Annotated in this window: 23 protein-coding genes; 9 read left to right on the forward strand and 14 right to left on the reverse strand. The window is 63.4% G+C overall.

The genetic code is table 11. The features are described from left to right. Nucleotides 1–105 precede the first annotated feature (105 nt). Nucleotides 106–462 carry an ArsR/SmtB family transcription factor gene (locus PRZ03_RS15310; RefSeq protein ID WP_273601123.1) on the forward strand — a complete coding sequence of 119 codons (357 nt, stop codon included), beginning with the start codon at nt 106–108 and terminating at the stop codon, nt 460–462. Nucleotides 463–503: 41 nt separating this feature from the next. Here the strand turns inward: PRZ03_RS15310 and PRZ03_RS15315 are convergent, their stop codons facing one another. Genes PRZ03_RS15315 through PRZ03_RS15330 form a run of 4 tightly spaced genes read right to left on the reverse strand, consistent with a single transcriptional unit; the run spans nt 504 to nt 1,952 of the window. Next, nucleotides 504–761, reverse strand: coding sequence for a hypothetical protein (locus PRZ03_RS15315; protein WP_273601124.1), 258 nt, complete (start codon nt 759–761; stop codon nt 504–506). Nucleotides 762–776: 15 nt separating this feature from the next. Continuing rightward, complete coding sequence (locus PRZ03_RS15320; RefSeq protein ID WP_273601125.1) at nt 777–1,160, reverse strand: DUF302 domain-containing protein; 384 nt, start codon at nt 1,158–1,160, stop codon at nt 777–779. 37 nt (nt 1,161–1,197) lie between these two features. Next, nucleotides 1,198–1,527 (reverse strand): rhodanese-like domain-containing protein, encoded by a 330-nt coding sequence (locus PRZ03_RS15325; protein WP_273601126.1) that lies wholly within the window; start codon nt 1,525–1,527, stop codon nt 1,198–1,200. After that, nucleotides 1,524–1,952 (reverse strand): ArsR/SmtB family transcription factor, encoded by a 429-nt coding sequence (locus tag PRZ03_RS15330; protein ID WP_273601127.1) that lies wholly within the window; start codon nt 1,950–1,952, stop codon nt 1,524–1,526. The genes PRZ03_RS15325 and PRZ03_RS15330 overlap by 4 nt, the downstream gene beginning before the upstream one ends. Nucleotides 1,953–2,089: 137 nt before the next feature. Between PRZ03_RS15330 and PRZ03_RS15335 the strand changes: the two genes are divergently transcribed. Genes PRZ03_RS15335 through PRZ03_RS15350 form a run of 4 tightly spaced genes read left to right on the forward strand, consistent with a single transcriptional unit; the run spans nt 2,090 to nt 7,356 of the window. After that, entirely contained in the window at nt 2,090–3,181 is a 1,092-nt protein-coding gene (locus PRZ03_RS15335) for an efflux RND transporter periplasmic adaptor subunit (RefSeq protein ID WP_273601128.1), read from the forward strand. Nucleotides 3,182–3,195: 14 nt separating this feature from the next. Next, on the forward strand, nt 3,196–6,447 hold the full coding sequence (locus PRZ03_RS15340; RefSeq protein ID WP_273601129.1) for an efflux RND transporter permease subunit: 3,252 nt from the start codon (nt 3,196–3,198) through the stop codon (nt 6,445–6,447). Then, a complete protein-coding gene (locus PRZ03_RS15345) occupies nt 6,444–7,112 on the forward strand; it encodes a TolC family protein (protein ID WP_273601130.1) in 669 nt (222 codons plus the stop codon). The genes PRZ03_RS15340 and PRZ03_RS15345 overlap by 4 nt, the downstream gene beginning before the upstream one ends. A 34-nt stretch (nt 7,113–7,146) precedes the next feature. Next, complete coding sequence (locus tag PRZ03_RS15350) at nt 7,147–7,356, forward strand: YgaP family membrane protein (RefSeq protein WP_273601132.1); 210 nt, start codon at nt 7,147–7,149, stop codon at nt 7,354–7,356. A 187-nt stretch (nt 7,357–7,543) separates the two neighbouring features. Here PRZ03_RS15350 and PRZ03_RS15355 read toward each other — a convergent pair whose 3' ends face one another. The 4 genes from PRZ03_RS15355 to PRZ03_RS15370 form a co-directional block, all read right to left on the reverse strand. Beyond that, on the reverse strand, nt 7,544–8,599 hold the full coding sequence (locus PRZ03_RS15355) for a basic secretory protein-like protein (RefSeq protein ID WP_273601134.1): 1,056 nt from the start codon (nt 8,597–8,599) through the stop codon (nt 7,544–7,546). A 481-nt stretch (nt 8,600–9,080) separates the two neighbouring features. After that, nucleotides 9,081–9,878 (reverse strand): metallophosphoesterase family protein, encoded by a 798-nt coding sequence (locus PRZ03_RS15360; RefSeq protein ID WP_273601135.1) that lies wholly within the window; start codon nt 9,876–9,878, stop codon nt 9,081–9,083. After that, on the reverse strand, nt 9,875–10,885 hold the full coding sequence (locus PRZ03_RS15365) for a diacylglycerol/lipid kinase family protein (RefSeq protein WP_273601136.1): 1,011 nt from the start codon (nt 10,883–10,885) through the stop codon (nt 9,875–9,877). Before PRZ03_RS15365 ends, PRZ03_RS15360 begins: the two co-directional genes overlap by 4 nt. A gap of 32 nt (nt 10,886–10,917) precedes the next feature. Beyond that, complete coding sequence (locus PRZ03_RS15370; RefSeq protein ID WP_273601138.1) at nt 10,918–12,006, reverse strand: DUF3616 domain-containing protein; 1,089 nt, start codon at nt 12,004–12,006, stop codon at nt 10,918–10,920. Nucleotides 12,007–12,222: 216 nt separating this feature from the next. Between PRZ03_RS15370 and PRZ03_RS15375 the strand changes: the two genes are divergently transcribed. The 3 genes from PRZ03_RS15375 to PRZ03_RS15385 all read left to right on the forward strand — a co-directional run bounded on the left by PRZ03_RS15375 (nt 12,223) and on the right by PRZ03_RS15385 (nt 14,603). After that, nucleotides 12,223–12,639, forward strand: coding sequence for a TerB family tellurite resistance protein (locus PRZ03_RS15375; protein WP_273601139.1), 417 nt, complete (start codon nt 12,223–12,225; stop codon nt 12,637–12,639). Between the two features lie 336 nt (nt 12,640–12,975). Then, complete coding sequence (locus PRZ03_RS15380) at nt 12,976–13,824, forward strand: mechanosensitive ion channel domain-containing protein (RefSeq protein ID WP_273601140.1); 849 nt, start codon at nt 12,976–12,978, stop codon at nt 13,822–13,824. A gap of 317 nt (nt 13,825–14,141) precedes the next feature. Further along, entirely contained in the window at nt 14,142–14,603 is a 462-nt protein-coding gene (locus PRZ03_RS15385) for a YccF domain-containing protein (protein ID WP_273601141.1), read from the forward strand. Between the two features lie 100 nt (nt 14,604–14,703). On the opposite strand, the gene PRZ03_RS15390 is transcribed toward PRZ03_RS15385, so the two are convergent. Then, nucleotides 14,704–16,383, reverse strand: a complete 1,680-nt coding sequence (locus PRZ03_RS15390) for a Na/Pi cotransporter family protein (protein WP_273601142.1) — start codon at nt 16,381–16,383, stop codon at nt 14,704–14,706. 877 nt (nt 16,384–17,260) lie between these two features. Between PRZ03_RS15390 and PRZ03_RS15395 the strand changes: the two genes are divergently transcribed. Beyond that, nucleotides 17,261–17,944 (forward strand): response regulator transcription factor, encoded by a 684-nt coding sequence (locus PRZ03_RS15395; RefSeq protein ID WP_273601144.1) that lies wholly within the window; start codon nt 17,261–17,263, stop codon nt 17,942–17,944. 37 nt (nt 17,945–17,981) lie between these two features. Here the strand turns inward: PRZ03_RS15395 and PRZ03_RS15400 are convergent, their stop codons facing one another. The 5 genes from PRZ03_RS15400 to PRZ03_RS15420 are packed head-to-tail and all read right to left on the reverse strand — an operon-like array spanning nt 17,982 to nt 22,843. Beyond that, complete coding sequence (locus tag PRZ03_RS15400) at nt 17,982–18,788, reverse strand: PilZ domain-containing protein (protein ID WP_273601145.1); 807 nt, start codon at nt 18,786–18,788, stop codon at nt 17,982–17,984. Then, a complete protein-coding gene (locus tag PRZ03_RS15405) occupies nt 18,785–19,309 on the reverse strand; it encodes a serine O-acetyltransferase (protein WP_273601147.1) in 525 nt (174 codons plus the stop codon). The genes PRZ03_RS15400 and PRZ03_RS15405 overlap by 4 nt, the downstream gene beginning before the upstream one ends. Before the next feature lie 30 nt (nt 19,310–19,339). Then, entirely contained in the window at nt 19,340–20,317 is a 978-nt protein-coding gene (locus PRZ03_RS15410) for a glycosyltransferase family 2 protein (RefSeq protein WP_273601148.1), read from the reverse strand. 13 nt (nt 20,318–20,330) lie between these two features. Next, complete coding sequence (locus PRZ03_RS15415; RefSeq protein WP_273601149.1) at nt 20,331–21,530, reverse strand: glycosyltransferase family 2 protein; 1,200 nt, start codon at nt 21,528–21,530, stop codon at nt 20,331–20,333. Then, nucleotides 21,530–22,843, reverse strand: coding sequence for a glycosyltransferase (locus PRZ03_RS15420; RefSeq protein WP_273601150.1), 1,314 nt, complete (start codon nt 22,841–22,843; stop codon nt 21,530–21,532). Before PRZ03_RS15420 ends, PRZ03_RS15415 begins: the two co-directional genes overlap by 1 nt. Nucleotides 22,844–22,883: the final 40 nt, after the last annotated feature.

Consider the following 22,883-nt stretch of genomic DNA (forward strand, 5'->3'; position numbering starts at 1 on the left):
TGAATTTGGGGAACCCGGAGGCCTTGTCATATTCCTGGCTCGGCGCCGAGTGGCTATATCGTTGCTTGCGAATACAATGAATTCCTTCCATCACCTCAGGGAATCATGGACGCTCGCGTAACGCAAGACAGGGTTTTTGAATCCGTCGCCGAATTGTTTTCATTGCTGTCCACACCAATCCGCTTGAAGATCATCAGCGCGGTCTGCCATGGTGAGAAAAATGTCTCTGAGCTGCTGAGCGAGATCGACACCACGCAGCCGAATATGTCGCAGCATTTGTCTACCTTGTACCGCAGCGGGGTGCTGTCCAAGCGCCGCGAGGGCACGCAAATCTATTACCAGTTGCAGAGTGAGCGGGTTGCGGCACTTTGCCGGGCCGTCTGCACGCAGGTGGAGATGGAGATGAACCCCAGTGCGGAGATCGAGACCAAAGAACGTTTGATGCCGGCTGGGGTTCGCTGAACTCGTGACAACGGGCCGAGGTCAGCCGGCTGCCGATTATTTCAGCCCCTGCGGGTCGGGCAGTACTGGTTTTTCGGCTCTTCGCCGCGTAGGTACTGGGCTTCTTCCTCTTCATTGGCTGGTTGCACGGCCACCAACTGGGTTCGGTCGGCATAGAGTTCCCGCAACTCTTCGTTGAGGCAGGCTGCAATGGCGCTCGCGTCGAGCGAGCGCTCAAAGGCTTTGAACCAGCGCCGCGCACGACCTTGGTAGCGAAAGTCGATCACCCACAGCGTCGATGATTTGAAAAACTCGGCCATCGCGCTTCAGCTCAATCAGGCCGCCTCATCCATCATGACGCGGATCTGCGTCTCCACCTCGGCCGAGATGCCGGCCAGCTCCGGGTCAACCGAGAGCGCCGTTAGCATTTTCACCGGCTCAATCATGCCCAGTTTGGTGCGGCCCGCCTCGGTATAGACGGAGATGCGGCAGGGCAGGGCCATATTCAGACGCATATCGATGGCCATCACCCGCGCCGCTTGGCCCGGATTGCAGACTTCAAAGACCTTGCACTCGTTCTCGAAGGCCAAGCCTTTGCCGCGCAGCGTGGCGCCGAGGTTGTGCACATGCAGCACGCCGAACTGCTGACGTTTGACCGCCGCTTCCAGATCGGCACTGGCTTGCTCGAATGATTTGTCGCTTTCGATGATGTAGTACATAAGGCTCCTTGTTGCGGGGATGGTCGGGTGTGGGGGATCAGCTGCGCCGAACCGGCAGGCCGTGGCTGCTCCAGGCGCCGATGCCGCCGGCCAGATTGCGGACTTTGGTATGACCTTGGTGCAATAGGAACTGCAGCGCCTGCATGCTGCGCCCACCGGCCGCGCAGGCCAAGATCAGATCAGCGTTGCGTGGCAACTCGGCATGGCGCTGCTGCAATTGGCTTAAAGGCAGATTGATCACATTGGGCAAGTCAAAGCCGGCGCGCGCCAGCTCATGTGCCTCGCGCACATCGATCAACCAGCAGCCCGGCAGGGTCAGAGCCTGCTGGGCGGACAGCGGGTCCAATTGAAGCTGACTTGGGTTCATGGTTTGGTACTCCTTGCTGGGTTGAAGGGGAGTGCGGCGCGCCCGCGTGCCAGGCATTCGGCCTGGTCTGCGATTCGGCCGCAGACAAGCTCGCAAAGTTCGTAGATGGCGGGGTCGGCAATGCGGTAGTAGGCGCTGGTGCCGCGACTCTCGCGCGTGACCAAGCCGCGTTGCTGCAACAAACTCAGGTGCCGGGAGACATTGGCGACCGAACAGCCGCAGAGCTCGGCCATGTCACCGACCTTGCAGGGCTGGTGGCGCAGCAGATTGAGGATCTGCAATCGCGTCGGCTCCGCCAGCGCTTGAAAGTAGCTCGCTACCTGCTGCAGGGCCGCATCGCTCAGGGCTTCGAACTTGGCGCCAGCTTGTTCACTGGTTTTAGCGATGTCAGCGGGCGGGATGGTGGGCTGGGCAGTTTTCTTCATTGATGCGTTGCCGATGTTTGACTATTTGCGTGAATGCGCAAATAATACGATAACGATATACAAATGTCCAGCTCTCACCAGCGACCACCGCCATGCAGACAAATATGACATCTACCGCCTCCTTAATGAAGCCGGCCTTGCCCCGAAGCGTTGCCACTGCGGCCTCATTGCTTGTTCTATTGGCGCTTTTGGCCCAGCCAATCGCCGCGCGGGCCGACACGCAGCTCAAGCCAACACCGGCCTTGAAGACCCTGCTGGTGCAGGCCGGTGCTGCGGGCCAGCGGCTGAGTTTTGACGGGCAGGTCGAGGCCTTGCGCCAGACCGTCCTGGCGGCGCAGGTCGCTGGTGCCGTCGTGCAACTCGACGTCAAGGCGGGTGACCGGGTCAAGGCCGGTCAAGTATTGATGCGCATTGATGCCCAGGCGGCCGAGCAGGCGACGGCGGTCAGCGAGGCACAAGCGCAGTCGGCTCGGGCGGCCTTGCAACTGGCCAGCCAGGAACTGGAGCGTCAGCAGCGTCTATTCAAGCAAAACTACATCAGCCAGGCCGCCTTGGATCAGGCCGAGGCGCAGTTCAAGGCGGCCCAAGCGCAAGCCAATGCGCAGTTGGCACAAGTCGCTGTGACACGCACGCAGAGCGGTTTGAGCATTGTGCGCAGCCCCTATGACGGTGTGATCGCCGAGCTGCCGGTGACGCTGGGCGATATGGCCATGCCGGGCCGCGCGCTGGCGACCGTTTACGACCCCGCTGCCTTGCGGGTGACGGCCCATCTGCCGCAAAGCGTGGCCAGCAGCCTCAGCGTGGCTGAGGGCACGCGCGACGTTCGCATAGAAATTCCCGCCCTGGGCGAGGCGGGCGCGGCCATCACGGCCTTGCGCGTGCAACTGCTGCCCACCGCCGACGCAGTCTCTCAAACCATGCAGCTGCGCTTGGACCTGCCGGCCAAACCGAGCGGCGTCGTGCCCGGCATGTTTGCCCGTGTCAGCCTGCCAGCCGCCTTAACCACGGTTGCAGGCGGCGTGCCAGCCGCGAACATCTGGGTGCCGCGCACGGCCTTGGTGAGACGCGCCGAGCTGGACGGGCTCTACGTCATTGCCGCCAGCGGCAAGCCGCTGTTGCGCCAGATTCGCCTGGGTGCGGTCAGAGGTGATCAGGTCGAGGTGCTGAGCGGCCTGAGTGCGGGTGAGCGCATCGCCTTGGAGCCGCAGGTCGCGGCGCAAGTCCGCTGAGCAGGGGGCAGGCTATGACGACATCCAACTCCTTGAGTGTTTCGGGGCGCATTGCGGCCTTCTTTCTGAGCGCGCAAATCACGCCCTTGCTGGCTTTGCTGGCTCTGTTGCTGGGCATCTTTGCCGTCCTGGTGACGCCGCGCGAGGAAGAGCCGCAGATCAATGTGACCATGGCCAATGTGCTGATCCCCTTTCCGGGCGCCAGCGCCCGCGATGTAGAGCAGATGGTCGCCACACCGGCCGAGCAGGTCTTGAGCCAGATCGCGGGCATCGAGCATGTGATGTCGGCCTCCAGCCCTGGGATGGCGGTGCTGACGGTGCAGTTCAAGGTCGGCGTTAGCCGCACCGAGGCCTTGGTGCGCCTGCATGACACTGTTCAATCCAACGCGGACTGGTTGCCGCAGCGCCTGGGTGTGCTGCCGCCCATCATCAAGCCCAAGGGCATTGACGATGTGCCCATCGTCACCTTGACGCTGTTCAGCAAGCAAGCGGACATTGGCGCCTTCGAGCTGGAGCGGGTCGCGCACAGCATGGAGATTGAACTCAAGCGAGTGCCCGGCACACGCGAGGTGACGACCAATGGCGGCCCCGGCCGCGGCGTGCGGATCGATATCGACCCGGCCCGCCTGGCGAGTTCAGGCGTGACCGTGGCGGAACTGCAGCAGACCCTGCAATCGGCCAATCTGGGTCTGCCGCTGGGTGAACTGCTGCAGGGCAACCGGGCGGTGACGCTGGAAGCCGGGCCGTTCTTGAGCAGCGCGCGCGATGTGGCCGAGCTGATCGTCGGCGTACATGCCGGCAAACCTGTGTTCCTGCGCGATGTGGCCGAGGTTCAAGACGGCGCGCTGCGACCACGTCACTATGTCTGGCATGGCGAGAAGGGCCAAGACTACCCGGCCGTGACGGTGGCCATCACCAAGAAGGCGGGCGAGAACGCCATCGACGTGGCCAACGCCGTGATGGCCCGCGTGGGCACGCTGCGCAATACCGTGATTCCGGCCGAGGTCGAGGTCAGCGAGACCCGCAACTACGGCGCCTCAGCGAATGACAAGGCCGCCAAGCTGATCCAGAAGCTGATGTTTGCCACCGCCTCGGTGGTGGCGCTGGTGTTCATTGCGCTGGGCCGGCGCGAGGCGGCCATCGTCGGCACAGCGGTCGTCTTGACCCTGACGGTGACGCTGTTCGCGTCCTGGGCTTGGGGCTTCACGCTGAACCGGGTCTCGCTGTTCGCCTTGATTTTCTCGATCGGCATCTTGGTTGATGACGCCATCGTGGTGGTCGAGAACATCCATAGGCATCAGCAGTTATTCCCCGGCAAGACTTTGCGCGAACTGATTCCCGGCGCCGTGGATGAGGTTGGCGGGCCGACCATTCTGGCCACGCTGACCGTCATCGCCGCGCTGCTGCCTATGGCTTTTGTGTCCGGCCTGATGGGCCCGTATATGAGCCCCATCCCCATCAATGCCAGCATGGGCATGTTGCTGTCGCTGGCGATTGCTTTTGTGGTGACGCCATGGTTGGCGCGTTTGTGGATGAAAGCCATTCCGTTTGATGCCACCGCCAACGCACAAATTGACCCGCATGCGCTGCACGGCCTGTCGGCCAAGCTGGCACCGTTGTTCGAACGCGTGTTCAAGCCGCTGCTGGACCCGCAGCGCGGCGGTCGCAATCGCGGCTTGCTGGGCGCAGGCATTGCTGTGCTGATCGCCATCTCGCTGGCCTTGCCGGCCACCGGCCTGGTGCTGTTGAAGATGCTGCCTTCCGACAATAAGAGCGAGTTCCAGTTGGTGCTGGACATGCCGGCCGGCACGCCGCTGGAGCAGACCGCCGCCGTGCTGCGTGAACTCGGCGCCTACCTGGCCACCGTGCCCGAAGTGACCCATTACCAAGCCTATGCCGGCGGCGCGGCGCCAATCAACTTCAATGGCCTGGTGCGCCAGTACTATCTGCGCGCGCAGCCCGAGCAGGGCGATATCCAGGTCAATCTGGTCGACAAGCACCAGCGCAGCGAGAAGAGCCATGCGATTGCTACCCGCCTGCGCCCCGAGCTGCAGCAGATTGCCAAGCGCTTCAACGCCAATCTCAAGGTCGTCGAGGTGCCGCCCGGGCCGCCGGTGTTGGCGCCCATCGTGGCCGAGATTTACGGACCGGAAGCGCAAGGGCGGGCAGCGGTTGCCAAGCAGGTACGCGCCTTGTTCGAAGCCACGCCCGGCGTGGTGGATGTCGATGACTCGGGTGCTAGCGCCGCGCCGCGCAAGCTGCTGCTGGTGGACAGGCGCAAGGCCGCGCTCTTGGGCGTGTCTCAACAAGCCATTGTCAGCACCTTGCACACGGCACAGGCCGGCGAGGACGTCACTTATCTGCATGACGGCAGCAAATACCCGGCGGCCACCCGCCTGCAGCTAGCGCCTCAAAGCCAAGGCGATCTGAATGCGCTGCTGGCACTGACCGTGCGCGCCGCTGGTGGTCAGCTGGTGCCGATCCGTGAGCTGGTGACGATCAGCGACGGCTTGCGCGAGCAGACCGTTTATCACAAGGATCTGGCGCCGGTGCACTTCGTCGTGGCCGAGATGGCCGGCAAGGTGGACAGCCCGCTGTACGGCATGTTCGCGATGCGAGGCAAGCTGGCCGATATCAAAACGCCCGATGGCCAAGGCCTGAGTGAATATTTCATCCGCCAGCCGCTCGACGCTTACCGTGGTTACGCGCTCAAATGGGACGGCGAATGGCAGATCACTTATGAGACCTTCCGCGATATGGGCCTGGCCTATGCGGTAGGCCTGGTGCTGATCTATTTGCTGGTGGTGGCGCAATTCGGCTCCTACCTGACTCCGCTGATCATCATGGCGCCGATTCCGCTCACCATCATCGGCGTGATGCCGGGTCACGCGCTGCTGGGCGCGCAATACACGGCCACCTCGATGATTGGCATGATTGCGTTGGCCGGCATCATTGTGCGCAACTCGATTTTGTTGGTGGACTTCATCAATTTACAGGTGCGCACCGGCATGCCTTTCGAGCGCGCCATCGTCAGCTCGGCGGTGACGCGCGCGCAACCCATCATCCTGACCGGCCTGGCGGCCATGATGGGGGCCTTCTTCATCCTCGATGACCCGATCTTCAATGGTCTGGCGATTTCGCTGATCTTCGGTATCGCGGTCTCGACCCTGCTGACCTTGATCGTTATCCCGACGCTCTATTACATGGCTTACCGCAAGCGCCTGCATTTGCTGACGGGGCCAGCTCCGATGGGGAGTCAAGCATGAAGCACCGCATCTTCAAGCCGCGTCTCTGGTTGGCGACGCTGGTTGTAGGGCTAGCCTCAGCGACCGCGGCCCAGGCTGCCGAGCTGATGGATGTCTGGCAGAGCGCGCAGACCAGCGACCGTGAGTACGCGGTCGCCCGCCCCAGTCACGCTGCAGCCCAGACGCAGCGCGAGCAAGCGAAATCCTTGTGGCGCCCCAGCGTGGGCCTGAGCGCCAGCGCCGGCTTGGCCACGGCGGCGCAAAGCATGCAGGGTGCGCAGTTCAGCGCGCCCGGCCTGGGTCAGCAAACCGGGGTTGATTTCAACACCTCGGTCAAGCAGGGCACGGTCGGCAATGTCGCGCTGCAGGCCAGCCAGCCGCTCTACAACCCGGAACGCAGCGCCCAGGCCCAGCAGCTCAATCTGGCCGCAGATATGGCCGACCTGGAACTGCTGGCCGCTCAGCAGGGCTTGGGTCTGCGCATGGCCGAGCGCTATTTCGATCTCGCCTTGGCGCAGCAGCAGTTGCGCTTGGTGGAGCAGCAGCAACTGGCCGTGGCGGCCGCGCATGAAGAAGCCGTGGCGCAGGCTCATGTGGCCTTGCTGATGGACCGCCTGCGTCTTGCCGCCTTGAGCGGCAATCTGGACGAAGCCGCGATGGCCGGCATCAATGCCGCACTCAGATAAATCACCCTAACCAATTTTTCAAACGGAGCATTTCATGAACACTTGGCAAATCGTCCGCGTCGTCGCCGGCATCTTCATTCTTTTGTCCTTGGCCCTGGGCAGCCCCGCCAGCCCCTTCTTCCATTCGAGCTGGTGGCTGGCCTTCACCGCCTTTGTCGGCGTCAACCTATTGCAAAGCGGCTTCACCCGCTGGTGTTTGATGGAGAGCATGCTGGCCAAGCTGGGCGTGCGTCGCAGCGCCTGATGTTTAGGCGACAACCTTGACACCAACACTCTTCCCGTAAGGACATCGCCACGGGGGAAGGCATCTTCACCGTCACCCTGCGTCAGCAGCAGGACGACCAATTCAATGTCGAGTTTGGTGCCGAGGTTCCGGCGCTGATATGCAACGAGCCGGCGCCGCTCACCAAGGCGGGTAGGGGCTGGCGGCGCTACTCAATAAGCAGCGATGAGATGGCTCGATCAAAGGCCGGCAGTAAAGTGTCCGTGTCGGCCTGTAGCGTAAGGGACAGTCCGGTGAAGTTCTCGTGTTGGTAGACCGTTAGCTTGAAGCCCGCGGGGACGCGGATGGAGCGGATGGCGTCGTTGCTGATGTCAGCCCAGAGCAAGTCTTTGAGGTCGTAGCGACCTTTTCCCAGTTTCACCTCGGGCCCCTGGTAGTTTTGCTCGGTATAGAAGGAAACACCGACGCTGGGCGCTGGCATATAGGGCTGGCCGCTGTAGGCCGACCACAACTCGGCCAAGGTCTTTCCCGTCAGCGTCACCCATACGCTCGAGTTGTAGTTCACGCCCTGCAAGGCATTGAGGTGCAGGGCTACGGCTACGGGGTCTCGGCCTTGTCGGTGGGTCTTGTCCACCCAATTGAAGAATTGCGCCGCCGTGCCGTAGCCGTCGATGTAGCGGGCGGTGGGCGCGACCGAGTCGGAGAGTGCCCAACCGATCTCCTGGTTGTAGCGCCCAAAGAGATTTCGCATCCAGTCTGCCGTGCCTTCGATGATCCAGCCGGGCATCGCCCCAGTCAGTTTGCCTTGGATGACGTGGGTCAGCTCATGTACCGCCACATCGACGTCCTTGGGGACCTGGGCCAAGTACCGGGTTGAGTAATAGACAGTGGCGCCCCCTGCTACCCAGGCCGGCGGTTGATTCGGCGCGTCGTCGAAGCTGTAGGTCACCTCCTTGGGGGCATCTGTCTTCAGCGTAGCGCTCATGGCCGGGTAGGTCTCGTAGAAGGTGCAGACCAACTTCTCGAGCTGTACTGGATCGACTCGCGCTGTGTTGATTACAAACAGCGTCAGCGGGCTGTTATTGCCGCAAGCAGGACGAGCCAGCCGCGGGCTCATGTCCACGACCGGCACGGGTGCTGGTCGCGGGGGTGCGTCTTCGCCGCCGCCGCAGGCGCTCAAGAGAAGGGCATTCGTCAGCCCGACAAGCCAATAATGAAGGCGTCTGATGCCGGCGCTGCGGCGCTTGTTGATGGGCCTATCCATGCCGTTCTCCCTCGAATTCGATGCGAGGGAGGATTCTGTTCGAACTACCTCGTGGCCTGTGTAAATTAGGGTAAGGCATCGACAAAGCCTCCTTAATCGCACCATCCGGGTGCTTTTAGGGAGACTTTGCCGATCACGAATAGAAACAAAATGGGGTCAGGTCCATTCAATAGCCTTGAGTCAGCTGAGTGACCGCAGCGCTTCTGGATGCCCGGTGTGGGCACTGAATTGCCAAGCAGGCAGTGCCGTAGAAACATCCCGGCCGGAGCCTGGCCAAGAGTTCGAACGTGCGCCGCATAGCTGACGTTCGGCTCACCAACCGTTTTTATAAACGGCGGCGTACTGGCGATATTGCAGCCACACGCTCCCGATCAGTTCCTATTGTTCGGATGAGCAGCGGGGGCGGCATGCGGGCTTGCCATTGTGGGTCGACCGTTTGGAGAGCGGCTCCGCTGCCCTTTGCGCCAGCTTGGCGCCCCACTCACGCCCTGGCCGGCCAGACCTCGGTGACCTTGGCGAGCCAGAAGGCTTGCTTGTCAGCCGAGAAATCCCACTGCTCGATCCGGCAGCACCCAGACGCCGAGTCTGCGCCCCAGCGCAGCAAGTTCACCGAGTTGGGCACGCCCATGCGAAGCCGAGACGAGACAGCCGTGCCCGCCTGCACGGCCCACATCGGACGCGCCAGGCCTTGCAGCGGCATCACGTAAGGCAGGTGGATGTGCCCACCCATGACAAGGTCGGCCCCGGCCCTTGCCCAGCGCTCGAGCGCGGCCGCATGCCCGCGGAGCACGTTGGACAGTTCCTCGTCACGCGTCACGGCCACGGGCTGATGCACAACCACCACCCGCAGTTGGCTAGCTTCAGCGCCTTCCAAAAGTTGCGCCACACGTTCGACCTGCCGCCCGGATATCTCCCCATGCTTGTGGCGCCAGGGCCGCGTGGTGTTGACGCACAGCAGCATCAGCTCGGGCGAGCGGTGCACGGGCTCGAGTTCCGCGCCGAAGGCCGCGCTGTAGCGGGCATAGGGGCGGCGCAGCCGAGCCCACAGGTCGAACAGCGCGATGTCGTGGTTGCCTGGAACAGCCAGCACCGGTGCTCCGAGGCGGTCCACAAACGCACGTGCGGCCCGGAACTGCGCCGGGCGAGCGCGCTGAGTGATGTCGCCCGACAGCACGATCAGCTCGGGCCGCAGCTGCCTGGCCAGCGCGGCCAATGCTTCGACAACCGGCGCCTGCTCGGTGCCGAAGTGCGTGTCGGAGATCTGCAGCAGGATGCTCATCCGCCTGCCTCCTCGGTAGGGGATGCGGCGCCAATGGCGGCAGCCTGAGCTTGCGCTTTTGGCTGCGGCCTCAGCAGGTACAAGGGTTTGGCGAGCACGCGGAAGTCTAGTGGTGCGCGCATCATCGTCACCTCACCGTCGAAGGCCACCTTCACCCCACGACGACCCTGCGGCAGCGTGGGCTTGACCAACAAATGCTCGAACTCGAAGCGCTCCACGCCGGCCGCCTCACCCAGCCGGCCCATCGCGCCATGCAGCATCAGCCCCATCATCGACAGCGTGCCAATGGGTCGCAACACCAGCGCGGCCATGCTGCCGTCGCCGGGCGTACCGGCCAAGGTATCTTCCGGTTCCGCGCCGAACTGCTGCAGTTGCAGCCGGTTATTGCCCACAAAAAGCGTCAAGGTTTGCACGTCGCGAACCGTACCACCTGTTTCGATATGCAGTCGCAGCCGACGCTGTGCGCGCAGCAGCGTCGAGCAGGCCGCCACGAAGGCCACCCAGCGGCTGCGGCCGAAGCGGGCCTTGTAGGCTTCGCGGTCTTCCAGCAGATCGGGATAGAGCCCCAGGCTGGCGTTGACCAGGAACACGCGCTCGTTGATGCCGGCCACCTGAACCGGCACCGGCCTTGCATGCAGCAGCAGGCGGACCGCTTCGGCCGGGTCGGCGGGAATGCCGTGGGTGCGGGCAAAGTAGTTGAACGTGCCCTGCGGCACCACCCCCATGGCGCAGCCCACCGCATGTGCGGCCTGCGCCACCGTGTTGAGCGTGCCGTCGCCCCCGACGGCGACTACGGCCGCGCGCGTCAACAAGGCCCGCTGCGCCGATTCACGCGCCAAGCCGGTCAATTGGACGGGCGTGCAGAAGTGCAAGTCACCGCACCTGCCTTGTGCCCGCAGCACAGACTCAATGACATCACGCTTCGTGTCCGCATCGCTGCTGCCCGCAGCCGCATTGATCACGAACTGGATAGTCGCGGCAGGATCGAGTTCGGCGGCACCTGCCATGACTGATTGGGGCAAAGCGAGGTGAAATGCCTTCAATCGTGGCGCAGCAGGTCGCCGAAGACGGCATGCTCCCCCTCCCTGCGATCGGCGCCCGGCGCGTCGTACAGGACGAGCCACTGGGGCTTGCCATCGGACAAGGCCGGCGGCAAATCGCAAATCGCTTCGGCCCGATTGCTGCCGCGACCGTGCGGCAGGGGCACCGACTCGGTCAATGCCGCCTCGAAACGCACGGGCTCGCGGTTGGCGGCCAGCAAAGGTCGTGCAGCAGGCCACTTGAACACGCGGATATCACCGTTCAGCACCATCGTCGGGCCGGCCAGAATGTAGAGGTCCTCGCCCGAAAAGTGCAGGTCGCGAACACCCAAGCCGTCGAGCTGTAGGAAATGCTTGCGGATCAGCGTGCCACGCTCGTCCAGCGGCAGCAGTCGAAGATCATCAGCGCGGGCCTCGACCTCGATCTCGAGCAGTGCCGACCAGCCGCGCAGCACCGGCCCGCGCAGCCCCAGCAGCAGGCGGCGGCCGTCGACGGCCAGGCCTTCGATGTCAAAGCCGTTGTCCTTGCCCGGGATCGCCATATAGGGACCAAAGTGGGGGTCATCCGCCAGCGCGCGAGTGAGCAGGTTCGACTGGGCATCGCCCTTCAGGCGCAGCGCCTTGCGGCCATCCTTGGCCTGGCGCACCAGGCAGGGTTCGCCCTGGGCATCGGCCTCGATCGGCAAACAGGCCAGCAAGCGCCGGTTGCCGTCAAGTGCGAGCTTGGCCAACCGCTTGGCGTTGTCGGCGTGGCTCCGCTCCGGCTTGGCGTTCTTGCGCTTCAGGCCATGCGAGCCGACCACCCAGAGGTAGCCATCGGCCACGGCCATGCCTTCCAGGTCGGCTTCTTCCTCGGCCGTGCCGGGCAGATCCAGCAGATCTGCGAGTGGGAAATCGCGCGCCTCGCCAAAGCGCAGGGCCTCGCGCCCCACGGGCTCGAGCCGGCGCAGGCGGTCCAGGCCACAGGCTTCGTCGCCCGCCACCCAAAGCCAGTCGCCAGTGAAGGCTGCCCCCGATAAGTTGGATTGAACCAGGGAGTCAGCAGCGAACTCCAGCCGGACGGCATTGCCAGTTCTCGTGTTGGGCATCGCTTGTTTCTCCAGAGGGTGAGGTGCCAAGAAGGTTTGGGTGCCGCAACGCCTGCTCGCTGCGTTCACCAAAAGCCGAAGTGTGAGGTCAAAGCCTCGCTTCGTGTTCAGGTTTATCCGATGTTCGCGTTCCCGAAAAGCTGCTTTTTCGGAAGCACCAGCGGCCCCACATTGCAGCTGTGACGCAAGCCCATCAACCATCAAGTAGGACTCATCATGCGCAACTATCTCGTCAACAGCCCGCAGGCCGCAGCCCGCATCATCGCGCTGACGGTGGTCGCCGACGGCGACATCGCAGACGCTGAAATCGAGTGCCTCGACCGTCTCGCCGTGCATGAACAACTCGGCCTGGAACGGCTTGAACTGCTTGCGCTGCTGGACACTTTCTGCGAAGACTTGCTTTCGAGCGGCCAGTTGAACTGGGCCGATGTCTGCCCGGTGGACGAGCGCACGCTGGCGGACCTGATGGGTGAAATCCAGGATCCCGAGCTGCGGCTGAAGGTGCTGCGCTTATGTGTTGAACTGGCAGAAGTCGATGCCCAGGTCGACGACGGCGAATCGGCTGTGATTGTCGCTGCCGTCGAGCACTGGGGCCTGCACCGTGAAATGTTTCGGTCGTCGGCTCGGAACTGATAGTCTCGATTCGCCCGGCCCTTCCGTGCTGCGGGTCGGTGGGGTGGCGGACCAGCAGGCGGGGTACAACTCCCAATGCGAACACATTGCTGTCGTGTAGCTGTGGCACCGGCTGTCCGCTGCGGAGACAAAGACGCTTTGATGCAATAGAGCCGGGAGCGTGAGGCTGCAACACTGCCAGTAAGCCGCCCTTGACCGAAATGGAATGTCGAGTCGGCGCCGGCGGCATCTTGCCGTTTTTTCTGCGGCCGCTACTGGCGTGAAGGTGCTGCGCACTGCTGGCATCATGAAGCCCGGCGCCTTGCCGCCGCTTTGATGATTTGATGATTTGATGATTTGACAAGCCTGATGCCCATATTCGAACGACTCGCCGCCTTGATTCCCGGACAGTGGGAAAAAGTCATCCTTACTGCCTTGCTGATCGGTGCGGCCTTGCTCGCATCGCACCTTTGGGCACGCTATCTCTCACGCGGCGCGATTTCGGCGGAGAAACGCCGCATCCACTTGGTCTGGGCACGCAACATCATCTGGTTTGCAGCATTGCTGATCATCGTGTCGGTCTGGGCCTCCACGATCGCTGGTTTTGCCTTGTCGGTTGCGGCGGTGGCGGGTGCCATTTTGATCGTCAGCAAAGAGCTGGTGATGTGTGTTCTCGGCTACTTGTATGTCACCGTGGTGCAGCCCTACAAGATTGGCGATGTGATCGAGTTCAAGGAGTTGCATGGCCGCGTGGTGGATATCGATATGTTCTCCACCACCCTGGTTGAGCTTGACAAGGCCGGTCAACGGACCGGCAAAGTGGCCGAATTCCCGAATGGGCTGCTGCTTACCCGCGCGCTCGTCAACTCTTCCCCCAACGGCGAATATGCGCTGCACGCCATACAGATCCCCATCCCGGAACGCCTCTCGCATGACTTGGATCACATCGAAGCAGCCGCCCTTGCCGCCGCTGACCGCGCGACCGCCGGCTGGCGTGAAGAAGCCATAGTCCACTTCCAGAGAGCTTCTGCCGAGAACTTCATCGCGCTCCCTTCTGGCAGAACCAAGGTTTCATGGGACTTTTCAAACCCCGAACACCTGGTGCTGATTGTTCGTGTGGCCTGCCCGGTCGATCAGCGCGCCAAAGTGGAGCAGGAGGTTTTCCGCCACACCTGGCGTGCGCTCTCACCGGCACCGCAGGCCTGAGCGCCTGGGCGCTAACTTGGAGTGAGCGCCATGTATTCCAACGCCAGTGGCACCGCAAAATTCCTGGCGCTGCTGTCGCATGAACTCTCGCCCTGCCACCCGCGATGGACAAGCACTCCGGCATCACGCGCCGCCCACAGCCCGGATCCGCTGGAGCCTAGGGGGGACGAGGCGCAAGCCGTAGAGCGTGCTGCCGCGCGAGGGTTTGTCGGATAGCATGGCCGCTCAGGCCGAACGGATGTCGGCGCGGACTAGCGGTTTGAGTGCGACCCCGACGGGCGAGGGCCGTGCGAATGTTTCACAGCGAGAAGACTTCAATGAGCGCGATCGGCAATGTGTTGTGGTTCCTGATGGGTGGGTTTTTCATGGGCTTGGGCTGGTGCTTGGCCGGGCTGATTGCTTTTGTCTCCATCGTTGGTATTCCCTGGGGCAAAGCCTGCTTTGTGATCGGTCAATTCGCGTTCCTACCTTTTGGCAAGGAGGCAATCAACCGTAAGGAGTTGACCAATCAGGACGACATCGGCACCGGCGGCCTGGGCCTGCTTGGCAATGTCGTCTGGTTCATCTTTGCGGGATTCTGGCTGGCGCTCGGCCATGTCGGATCTGCGGTGTTGTGCTTCATCACGGTCATCGGGATTCCATTCGGCATCCAGCATCTGAAGTTGGCCGGCCTTGCCCTGGCGCCGATCGGCCAGGTCATCGTGACAAAAGAAGTCGCGCAGGCCTCTCGGCAGCAATCGGCTAAGGCCGTGGTCGCCAATCTCCGATCTGGTGGGTAACACCGCACGGGATCATGCGCAGCTGCGCGAAGCGATCAATGATGTCGCGATCGAGGCCACCCGCGACATTTGACCGCGCGGCGCGGTATAGGACCGAACGCTACGAGTAGAGCTCGCCAACGAGAACACTCCGTGGCAGCACGGAAATTGCCATGTGCTCGGACACACCGTAGAGGCGCCGCAGTTTGTCGAGCATCTCGATCTGGATGCGATATTTCGTCAGGCGATTTGGGTCGTCTTGGGCCAGGCGCGCGGCCTGCTGTCTTTGCAGTTCCTCCGAGAGATCCAGTATCGCGGCGCGCTTCGCGACAACCGACTGCGCTGCTTGCTCGTCCCGCTCTACCAAGGCACGCAGCGCAGCTTGAGCGGTCTCCAGAACAATTTGCACTAAACGCTCCAGCAGTTCTTTCGTCTCCTTAGACGGCGCGATCTGCGCTGCCTCGAGGGCCTGGGCCAGCGGCACCAATTCGCGGCTGATCGCGGCGCTCATGCTCTCAATCTCGCCCGTGGCGGCAACCAAGCGCGCATGCTCCTCGGCTTCTACGTCGCTGAGCGCACTACGCCCGATGTGCTGCAGATAGTTCAGCACTGCTTCTCGCAACACGACGATCTGGTCGAACTGCTGCGCAAGTTCACCGAGATCCCTGGCGACGAAGGCCGATTGGACCTTTGCGAGCATGCTGTTGGTGAGCTGGCTCATGTGCCCAAGTTCCATCCGCGCCCGTTCCAGCGCCATCGATGGCACGGCGATCATTGCGTCATCGAGATACTTCGGACGAATGATCTCCTTCTGCACAAGGACGCGATCCGGAACGATCCTGGTGGCCAACTTCGCAAACAAGGCAGCGAAGGGCAGGAAGATCACCGTGTTGGCGACAGCCCAGATCGTTGCGGCGTTGGCGATCTGGCGCGGCACCTCCTCGGCAAGTCGCGCCACGCCCTCCAAATGAGCGGCGAGCGGCGAAACCGCCTGAGCAATCATCGCGAGCTGCGGGATGAACGGTAACCAGATCAAAGCGCCCAAAACATTGAACAGAACATGCACGACTGCCGCGCGCTTTGCATCCTGCGGCTTGCCAATTCCGGCAAGGATGGCTGTGATCCCAGTGCCGATCTTCGCGCCAAAAAGAATCGCGATCCCGGCGGGCAGAGAAAGCAAGCCTTGAGTGGCCATCACAACGGCAAGGCCAATGGTTGCCGAAGACGATTGCACCAGCGCAGTGAAGAGTGCGCCGGCAAGCATCCCAAGCACGGGGTTCTGCAAGGATTGCAGCAGCTCCGCGAAACTCTGGTTGGTGCGCAGCGGCGCCATCGCCGCGCCCATTGTTGCCATGCCGTAGAAGAGCAGGCCAAGGCCCATCAACATGGCGCCATAGTGGCGCGCGACACCCTGCTTCCAAACGAAGCTCATGACGAACCCGATCGCGATGAACGGGAACGCGAGCGCGGTCGTGTTGAACGCGACGATCTGCGCCGTCACCGTGGTGCCCACATTCGCGCCAAAGATCACGCCGACCGACTGCACCAATGTCAGAAGTCCGGCACTGACGAAGCCGACGACGAGCACCGTTGTCACCGACGAGGACTGGATGACCGCCGTCACGATGGCACCGGTGATGGCGCCCAGAATTCGGTTGCCCGTCAGCCTCGCCAACAGCATATTCATTTGATTGCCGGCAGCCGCCTTCAGGCCATCGGTCATCTTCTCCATGCCGTAGAGGAAGAGCGCCAGCCCGCCAAGCAGCTGGATGGTCATTGCCACGGGTTCAAGTTCATTCATTTTCTGACTCGTAATGGATGAGGTCGTTAAGCAAAGGGCGCATGCCGAGGCTCACGCGATTGGGAGCGGTATTCCGAAGATCGAGCTTCGACGCGCACCCATTGACCTCATCTTCTCACGCCAAGCCGCTTAAGCTCGATAATCACTTCCTGAGCGTAAGTGATTGATTTCATTGGGGTATAGCTTGAAACCGCAAACTACCAATCGGGCTTTGCGAGGTCGCAGGGGCTTGGCGGGCTTACATCCGGAGCTGCAAACAGCAACTCTTGGATCGCTGTAATTTCGCTCAATCCGGTCAGCGTTTTGCCGTAGCCGGTCTAAGCGCTTTGATGGTGCATGCGTTTGAATTGCTCCAGCAGCGTGGCGGGACTCTGCGCGCTTGGCAGCCTTCAGCGGCGCCGGCCAGGGGCGTGTTGCCCCCTGCGGCGGCGCTGTTCTCCCTTGGTCTTGAAATTCGGAATTAGGCATCTGCCGGCCGCCCCCCACTGCGAGTCCGAAAGACAGCGGCTGGCCGCGACTGCAGCGTCAGCAGTCATGCGTGGCCGAGAGCCGGACTAACGGAGTCGGCCATAGAGCGGTCACTGACGCGTACTAGCCTTGGTGGCGTCGATGTCGGGCACCGAGTATGCAGTGGCTATTGAGGCGAAGGGCTCGCGAAATCGCCGATTTGCCGGCAGTCGAAGGGCTGTTGCTTATACCGACGAATTGCCCCTGCCTCAGCATCAGAAATTGTCGGAAATCGTGCACAGCTTGTCATTCAAACGCCAACCGGCCAGGGCTGGCGGGCGATACTGCCCTGGCGCATTTTCCTGCCCTGCTATGGGGCAGGGGGACCTTGCGGAAAAGCTTTCAAATTTCTAAAAACGGGGTGGCATTGATGCATATCGGACTGGCCGAAGACGATCCCGAACAACTGGCGCTGCTGAGCTTGTGGCTGACGGATGCAAAGCATACGGTGCAGGGCTATGGCACTCGCGCTGATTTCATTACGGCTTTGGGCAAAGAGCGCTTTGACTTGCTGCTGGTCGACTGGATGCTGCCGGATGGCACCGGCGCCGATGTCTTGCAGTGGACGCGCAGCAATCTGGGCTGGGAGCTGCCCATCCTGGTGCTGACTATTCGGGATGACGAGCAAACCGTGGTCACCGCATTGCAAGCCGGCGCGGATGACTATGTGGTCAAGCCCGCCAAGCCGCTGGAGTTGTTGGCCCGTGTGGCTGCCCTTGGCCGCCGCATGCAGCGCGGCGCCTTGCCGGTGCTGCGCTTGGGCGCATTTGAGATCGACATTCAGCGCCAACGACTCGCCTTGGACGGCGAGGCGATGGCGATGACGCAAAAAGAGTTCGATCTGTCGGTTTATCTATTTCAAAACCCCGGCAAATTGCTCTCGCGTGACCATTTGCTGAACAAGATCTGGGGGCTCAACACCGAGGTCGATACCCGCACCGTCGACACCCATATCAGCCGCTTGCGCAAGAAGCTCGGCCTGGACGGCAGCAAGGGCTGGAAGCTGGTGCCGGTGTACGGGGTCGGCTATCGCTTCGAGCGGGTGGGCGATTGATCGCTTGATTGCTGGATTGATTGATTGAGGACAGCGTTCAACTTTGATCCGCCAGATCGAGCTGCGGCAGGCACATTTCGGCCTGTGTGGCGATCAGCCAGCGCCGCAATGAACGGATATGTTCTGGCTTGATGCCGATCAGCCGCGCGCCAATGGTGCTGTAGGGGGCTGCCGATGCAAGCAGCGGTCGCTCGTGCACGACTTGCAGCAAGGGCACCGGTAGCGCGTCTTGACCGAGCACAAGCGTGACCTGCTTGAGCTGCGAGGCTCCCTTCCATTCACGGGCCATAAGCACCAGGCCCGCTCCCTCTTCACTGAGATCTTGCAGCGCTAAAGGACGGGGTGATCCCGGCCAACTTATGCTCGCGTTCTGCAGCTGGCCGGCGCGGCCGCTGAGGCGGAAATGGCGGCGCGACTGCATCCGGATCAGCTCGGTCGGCAGTTGCGCCGCAACCAACCAATTGCCGAGCAGCCTGGCCCCGTGCAGCGAGAACATCAGCACACCGCTTTCACTGGCGGCGCTGATGTTGACCATGCCCCGGCCCGCCAAGGCGCAGGACAGCGGCGAGTCCCGTGTCTGGCCCGATGGTGACATCAGACAGTCTTCGTGAATGCGCACGGCCAGGCCCTGCTCGCCATAGGTTTGCAGGTCGCCGGTGGCCATCAGGCTGCCGTCGGGTGCCTGCAGCACGACGCCTCGCCGGGAGCGCGCCAGCCCGTTCAGCAGTTGCCGAATCTGCCCGCCGTCGCGCAGCAGCAACTCCTCCGCCGGGATCGGCGGGCTTGAGTCTTGCTGCGACTGCCAGAGTTGCCGTAAACAGCGGATGGTGTTGCTGAGTTTCATGCGGCCTCCTGCAGGGTGGGGTGACGATGTTTCTTGATGCGCGCCGGCACGCCGACGGCCAAGGCGCCTGCGGGGACATCGCAGAGCACCACGGCATTGGCGCCGATGACCGCGCCGGCGCCTATGCGCACCGGGCCGAGAATCTTGGCGCCGGCGCCGATATCGACCCGGTCGCCTATCACCGGCGCGCCCGCCACGCCGGTGCGGCGCAGCCCCAGCGTAACGCCGTGACGCAGCGTCACGTCATCGCCGATCACCGTGTCGCCGCTGATGACGATGCCGCCGAAATGCTCGATCCTCAAGCGCCTGCCGACCTGAGTTTCGCAAGGTAGGTCGATGCCGGCGGCGATCTGCACGCCAATCTTCAGAAATTTATAGAGCAGCGAGAGCGGCCGGCGCAAAAAGGCGGGCCGGATCTTGTAGCGCCACCGGCCGAAGCGATACACCGCCATCACCCAGACGCCCTGGCGCCAAGGGTCGCGTTGGTGGGTGTTGAAGTCTTCGCGCAGGTTCTCGAACATGATGTGGCCTCTGTCTCTAAGCGTTGGCCCTCACCAAGGGCGCGGCGGCGCCACCCGTCCGCCCAAGGTGTCGCGCCAGGCGCGCGCCAGCAGCCCGCCGTGGGCTTGTGACTCGGCCGCCTTGCCGGCTTGACCGCGTCGCTCGGCCCGCCAGGCACGCAGCGCATGCCAGCCGCGCTCGAGCCGATTGACACACCAGGCCGCCAGCCAACCATGGTTCTTGCGGTAGTACAGCAGGCCGCTGCGGGCCCGCCATAGCGTCAGTTGGGCGCCCGCCTTGGCGACGGTTTCACCCTGCACGGTGCGCGCCGAGGCGCCGCCGATATGGCGCACGCGGATCTGCGGCCAATACATCACGCCATAGCCGGCGGCCTGGATGCGGCGGCACAGATCGACCTCCTCGTAATAAAGAAAGAAGCGCTCATCGAAACCGCCGAGCTGGTCAAAAAGCTCGTGCCGCAGCAGCGCGAAGGCGCCCGGCACCCAGTCGACCTTGGCACTCTGCGCCGGGTCGGCCCAGCTGCGGTCGAGCCGGCCGAACCAGGGCGAGCGCGGGAATCGCGCCGCCAAGCCGCTCAACACAATCGCTTCCTGGGGCAGGCTGGGGAACATCCGGCCCGAGGGCTGGGCGCGCCCTTGCTCATCCAGCAGCAGGCCACCGGCCAGCCCGACCGAGGCCTGGCTGTCCATCAGCGCCAGGCCGCAGGCAATCGCGCCCGGCTCGGGGATGGCGTCGGGATTCAGCAGCAGCAGGGTGCGCCCGCATGCCGCGTGGGCCGCCCGGTTGTTGGCGGCGGCAAAGCCGAGGTTCTGATCGCTGCGCAACAAGCGCACCGCCGGAAACTGCTGCGCGACCAAGGCCGCGCTGCCGTCATGCGAGGCGTTGTCCAGCACCAGCACTTCGGCGTCGATGCCGCTCAGTTCTTGCGTCAGCAGGCTCAGCAAGGCGGGCAGCAGCGGAGCCGAGTTGTAGCTGACGATCAAGACAGACAGGTCTTTGGTGTACATGATGGAACTCCGTTCAGTGATCGCGGCGGGCGCTGCGCACCCAGGCGGCATGGCGGCCGGCGCTGCGCCAGATGGCGCCGGCCAGGCCGAGCTTCCAGCAGATATAGCGCGGCAAACCCAGCAGCGCGCGCAGGTGGGCGCGGCCGGCCTTGATCAGATGCAGGGCCAGGCCAATGTGCAGGGCGACGATCAGCAGTCCCGCCGCGGCCAGCCCTTGCACGCTGCCAGCGCCCAGCAACAAAGCGAGCAGAAACGTGAGCAGCAAGAGACTGACATGCCAGGCCAGTGGCAGCAGGCATAGATCGAGCAGCGGGTCGAGCAGGCGCCAGTTGCCGCGCATCACCGCGCGGCACAGCGGCCATCCTTGCTCGATCAGCAAGCGCAGCCGCCCACCCTCCCAGCGGGCGCGCTGTTGGGCGGCCGGAGCGGCGCCGTCGGGCATGTCGCCGCGCACCTGCGTGTTGTCCACCCATTGCACGCGCAGGCCTTGGGCGACCAGCATCTGGTGATATTCCACATCCTCGACGATGGAGCCGGCGCTATAGGGCAAGGCCTGCAAGGTGCGGCGCGACAGCGCAAAGCCATTGCCCAGAATGCCGACCGACAGACCCAGCGCTTGGCGGCCACGCGGGCGCAATACATTCCAGGCCCCGAGCGCCACATCGGCCAGCGTCGAGCGCGTGCTGCTCAAGGGTTCGCGCACACCGTAGCGGCATTGCAGCGCATCCGCACCCGTGGCCATCGCCTGGCGCATCTTGCTCAAGAAGCCGCGCTCCACGTCGGTGTCGGCGTCGATGATGATGAACCAATCGGCGTCATCGATTTGCTCAAAGGCGAATTGCAGCGCGTGCCCCTTGCCGCGCAATTGGGCGTTATGTCGCTCCAACACGCTGATGCCGGCGGCCCGCGCAATCGCGGCCGTGTCGTCATCGCAGTTGTCCGCCACCACGACGATGCGCGCCTCGGCGTCCCACAGCAGCTCGGCCTGCAGGCTGCGCAAGCAGCGCAAAAGACCGCCGGCCTCGTTGTGGGCCGGGACCAGCAGCACCACGCGGGCGGGCCTTGCCGGCGCCGGGCCAGCGCATCGGATGGGTCGGGTGGGCATTGCAGCGGCCAGCGTCAAGCCCGCCAGGTAAAGGCTGCCCGGCAGGCTCAAGCTAAGGGCGATCGCGGGAAGGGAATGAAGCGCGATAACCGCGAGAGGGGCATCCATCACCGTGCTCCTTGCAGCGTGAGGCCCTGGGGCGCCTCGCTGCCGACGGACGGCAGCGAGGCGAAGATCGCGGCCAGCGCCGCAATGTTTTTGCGCTGCTGAAAGCGCCGCCCGACCTGCAGCCTGCCCTCGGCGCCCAGGCTTTGCCGCAGCCAGCCGTCCTCGATCAGCTGCCGCAGTTGTTCAGTCAGCGCCATAACGTCACCTGGAGTGGCCAGCAGGCCGCTGCGGGCATGCTCGATCAATTCCGGGATGCCGTTGACCGGGCAGCTGATGCAGGGCAGACCGCAGGCCATTGCTTCCATCAGCACCACCGGAATGCCTTCCGCCAGGCTGGGCAGGACAAAGATGTCGGCACGCGCCAGTTCCTCCCGCACTTGCAGTTGATTCAAGGGCCCGGTGAAGCGGACATGGTCTTGCAGGCCGAACCGGCGAACGCCGTCTTTCAAACGGGCCAGGTCCGGTCCATCGCCGACCAGCGTCAGCGCGAACGCGATGTCCAGGTGGCGCAACTCGGCGCATGCCTGCAGCAGCAAGACCTGACCCTTGGCGGGCGTCAGCCGGCCGACGCAGAGCAGGCGGATCGGGCCCGCCGCGCGCGGATCTGTCCGGGGCCTGAATTGCGCCGGGTCGACGCCAAGTCGGCATAGCTGCAGCTTGTGCCAATGCGCCGGTGGGCTGATGCGCATCAGCTGGCTGCGCGCGAATTGGCTGATGCAGACCACCCGGTCCGCGCAGGCCACCTTCTCGCGCAGCAGCTGACCGGGCACATCGTCGAACTCATCGGGCCCGTGAATCGTCACCGACAAGCCGACCCCGCTGAGGGTCTTGACCAGCATGCCGACCGTGGCGGCCGCATTGCCGAAATGCACATGCAGATGGCGCAGCTTGCGTCGCTCCATCCAGCGCACCACCATCAGCGCTTCCACCGCGTAGGCCAGCGCGTACAGGCGCTTGAAGCCCCGGCCCATCCCGATGGCCTGCAGTAAGGTGCGTACCAGCCCGATAGGCCGCGTCAGCAGCATCCAGAGCAGCGCTGTCGTGGCCCCGATCAAGCCATGCTGCTTGATGCCGTAGGTGCGCCGGGCCTCATCGCGTTCATCCGGGCTCATTTGCGCGTTGCTGCGGTCGGGGGCGTTGATGGAGGCCACCTCGACCCGCATGCCGAGTTCGCGCAAGCCCATCACTTCGCGCAGGATGAAGGTGTGCGATACCGCTGGATAGCGGCTGACCAGATAGGCCAGCGCGCCGCCATCGTCCTCGCGAACGGCCGCGTCAAGGCGGCTGGCTGCGGGGTAGCGAGACTTTTCCATGGGGGCTTCCTTGCTTGAGGCGCCAGCAGGGTGTTGGCAT

Origin of the sequence: Roseateles albus (assembly GCF_028595345.1) — a bacterium.
In the GTDB taxonomy this organism is placed as follows: Bacteria; Pseudomonadota; Gammaproteobacteria; order Burkholderiales; family Burkholderiaceae_C; genus Paucibacter_A; species Paucibacter_A albus.